The organism is Thioalkalivibrio sp., from assembly GCF_041690275.1.
Lineage (GTDB): Bacteria > Pseudomonadota > Gammaproteobacteria > Ectothiorhodospirales > Ectothiorhodospiraceae > Thioalkalivibrio.
In genome coordinates this window covers 1-3363 of record NZ_JAWLHP010000119.1, presented here as the reverse complement: position 1 = coordinate 3363, position 3363 = coordinate 1, and the positions used below count along the sequence as shown (strand labels likewise).

Sequence of the window (3363 nt, the reverse complement as noted above, 5' to 3'; positions counted from 1 at the left end):
CGCTGCGCTTGGCCCACCCTACGGGGTGGGGGGTGGATGCGGGCGGGGGCTGTGGTGGGCCCGCTGCGCTTGGCCCACCCTACCGGGGTGGGGGTGGATGCGGGCGGGGGCTGTGGTGGGCCCACCCTACCGGGGGGTAGGGTGGGCAAAACGAAGTGTGCCCACCAAGCCGGGAGTGGTGTTCAGCGACCGGGCGCGGGCGTGAACACGACCGCGGATCCGTTGCCGCGCGGATCGGATGCCGCCTCGAGGCGGTCGTGGGCGCGGTCCCAGATGATCGCCTGCATATCGCCGAAGGGGCTCAGCTGCGGCGACAGCGTGTGGCCACGGCGGGCGAGTTCGACTTGCACCCTGGGGTCCAGCGCTGTGGTCTCGTACTCGATCTCATCCGGCAGGTACTGGTGGTGGAAGCGGCGGGACCGCACCACCTCTTCGGCATCGGCACCGTCCAGGATGGCCAGGATGCCCTGCAACACCATGGTGATGATGCGGCTGCCTCCGGGTGTTCCGAGCACCGCAATCCGGTCCTCGGTCTCCACGAAGGTCGGGCTCATGCTCGACAGCGGCCTGCGCCGGGGATGGATCGCGTTCGCCTCGAAGCCGATCAGCCCGTAGGCGTTGGGCTCCCCGGGACGGGCGGCGAAGTCGTCCATCTCGTTGTTCAGCAGCACGCCGGTGCCCGGCGGCATGAATCCCGAACCGAAGGGATAGTTGAGCGTGATGGTCGCCGCGACCCGGTTTCCGGCGGCATCCATCACCGAGAAGTGGGTCGTCTGCGCGCTCTCGCGGTCCGCGGCGGGCGCTTCTGGGCCGGGTACCGCGTCGGCGTCCAGCGGCAGCGCGGAGCTGGGCGTGGCACGGTCGGGGTCGATGTCCGCGCGCAACCTGGAGGCGTAGTCGCCGGAGAGGAGACGCGCGACCGGAATATCCACGTGATCGGGGTCGCCCAGGTAAAGGGCCCGGTCGCGGTAGGCCCTGCGCATGGCCTCGACCAGCAGATGCACCCGCTGGGCCTCGTCGTCGCCATGACCGTCTCCCCCCGCGGCGAGGATGTTCAGCATCTGCCCGATCGCAACGCCGCCCGAGGACGGCGGCGATGCGCTGACGATCCGCGCCCCGTGATAGTGCAGCACCACCGGTTCACGTTCCACGAGCTCGTAGTCCGCGAGATCTTCCAGGGTCCAGATGCCGCCGGCCGCACGCACGCCCTCGACCAGGCGCTGCGCGATCTCGCCCCGGTAGAAGCCCGCCCGGCCGCGATCGGCCAGTTGTCTCAGCGTGGCCGCGAGATCGGGCTGCGCGATGGATTCGCCCTCCTCCGGCAGGTCCCCGCCCCGGAGAAAGACACGGGCCGCATCGGCCCCGTCATGCAGCGCCGGCAGGCGGAAGCCGGCCATCTGCAGGAAGGTGGCATCCACCGGAAAGCCGTCCTCGGCCAGCCGGATCCCGGGCGCGAGGCTCTCCTCGAGGCTCAACCTTCCGTAGTGCGTGGCCAGGTGTTCCAGCGCGGCCGGCATGCCGGGAATCGCCGCGGCAAGCGGACCGTCCAGCGACAGTCCCGGAATCACCTCGCCATCCGCGTCCCGATAGAGGTCCGGGTGCGCCGCGGCCGGCGCCATCTCGCGCGCATCCACCATCACCGAATGGGCGTCGTCGGACCGGTGCAGAAGGAAGAATCCCCCGCCCCCCAGTCCCGAGCCCTGCGGTTCGACCACGCCGAGGGCGGCAGTGATGGCCACCGCGGCATCGAAGGCGTTGCCCCCGGCGGCGAGGATCTCCTCTCCGGCCTCGGTCGCCAGCGGGTGGGCCGATGCAACGGCGTGCTGGCCGGGACCGGCCTGCAGCGACTGGCCCGCGAACAGCAGCAGCGCGAAAAACAGCGAGAGGCGGGGCGCGAGCCACGCGCGCCCGAGCGGCGAGGGGTCAATCATCGGGAGGTCAGCCCGGGCGCCGGTGAATCATCGGCCGCTCAGTCCGCGGTCAGTCGTTCGTACTTGGCCATGAGCTCTTCCCGCGTCTCCTCGTGATCGGGGTCCAGGGGAATGCAGTCGACCGGGCACACCTGCTGGCACTGCGGCTCATCGTAGTGGCCCACACATTCGGTGCACAGCGCGGGATCGATCACGTAGATCTCGTCGCCGGGCGAGATCGCGCCATTCGGGCACTCGGGCTCGCAGACATCGCAGTTGATGCATTCGTCGGTAATCATCAGGGCCATGGATGCACCTCGGGATCGGTTGTCGACGGCGTGCGGCGCGGCCGGTCAGCTGTCGGCGTAGCGTTCCGTCAGGGCCCGCACGGCCGCGGGGCTCACGAAGTTTGAGACGTCTCCGCCAAGTCGGGCGATTTCCCGCACCAGACTGGAGGACACGAAGCTGTATTCCTCCGCCGGCGTCAGGAACATGGTCTCCACCTCCGGGGCCAGCTGGCGGTTCATCGCGGCAAGCTGGAATTCGTGTTCGAAGTCGGAGATCGCGCGCAGCCCCCGGAGGATCACGGCGGCGCCCTGCTCCCGGGCGAAGCTCGCGAGCAGATTGCCGAAGCCGAGGACCTCGACGTTGCCGAGATCCGAGAGCGCCGCCCTGGCGAGCGAGACCCGCTCCTCCAGAGAGAAGGACGGCTCCTTCTGCGGGCTCTCCGCGACCGCAACCACGATGCGCCCGAACAGCTGCGAGGCCCGGCGCACGATATCGGCGTGCCCGTGAGTGATGGGATCGAAGGTCCCGGGGTAGATCGCGGTGAGGTGCATAGGGCAGGTAGGATGAGAGGCTGACGTAGACGGCGTTCGCGGCGGGTATCGCCGCGATCGGTAGCTTAACCGAAATCACTCAGGCGGACAGACCGGCGACGGCACGCCACAGGCTCGGGGGAAATGCATGCAGGACGACTACCGCCCGCCACTGGCGGATTACTGGGACGCGCTCGAGGTCCGCTATGGCAGCGGGTTCAGCCTCGAGACGATCACGCTCGATGAGCTCCGCCAGCTACAGGCGCATCTGCGCGCGGCGGTCGAGCAGGATCCGCTGGTCACCCAGGTGGAGAAGGCCAACCTCGGCATGGTGCTGAAGCACGCCGACGCCGTGCTCCAGCGCCGCACGGGCGGCTGACGCGGCGCCCCCGGGCGCGAGCCGCCCTTCGGCGCAGGGTGGGCCAAGCGCAGCGCGCCCACCATCCCGGCCGCGGTGGTCCGTGGTGGGCACACTTCGTTTTGCCCACCCTACGGCCCGCGTCCACAGCCGCACTCGGGTGTAGGGTGGGCCAAGCACAGCGCGCCCACCACCCCGGCCGCGGCGCCCCCGGGCGCGAGCCGCGCCTGGGCGTAGGGTGGGCCAAGCGCAGCGGGCCCACCATCCCCGGCCGCGG

Annotated in this window: 4 protein-coding genes; 1 reads left to right on the top strand and 3 read right to left on the bottom strand. The window is 70.2% G+C overall.

Annotation, left to right across the window (positions count from 1 at the left end; translation table 11 throughout):
• Positions 1-182: 182 nt before the first annotated feature.
• Genes ggt through coaD form a run of 3 tightly spaced genes read right to left on the bottom strand, consistent with a single transcriptional unit; the run spans position 183 to position 2749 of the window.
• On the bottom strand, positions 183-1931 hold the full coding sequence (gene ggt / locus ACESMN_RS13575; protein WP_373054143.1) for a gamma-glutamyltransferase: 1749 nt from the start codon (positions 1929-1931) through the stop codon (positions 183-185).
• Positions 1932-1969: 38 nt separating this feature from the next.
• Positions 1970-2218, bottom strand: a complete 249-nt coding sequence (locus ACESMN_RS13570) for a YfhL family 4Fe-4S dicluster ferredoxin (RefSeq protein ID WP_373054142.1) — start codon at positions 2216-2218, stop codon at positions 1970-1972.
• Between the two features lie 45 nt (positions 2219-2263).
• Positions 2264-2749 (bottom strand): pantetheine-phosphate adenylyltransferase, encoded by a 486-nt coding sequence (gene coaD, locus ACESMN_RS13565; protein ID WP_373054141.1) that lies wholly within the window; start codon positions 2747-2749, stop codon positions 2264-2266.
• A 127-nt stretch (positions 2750-2876) separates the two neighbouring features.
• Between coaD and ACESMN_RS13560 the strand changes: the two genes are divergently transcribed.
• Positions 2877-3107 (top strand): hypothetical protein, encoded by a 231-nt coding sequence (locus ACESMN_RS13560; protein WP_373054140.1) that lies wholly within the window; start codon positions 2877-2879, stop codon positions 3105-3107.
• Positions 3108-3363: the final 256 nt, after the last annotated feature.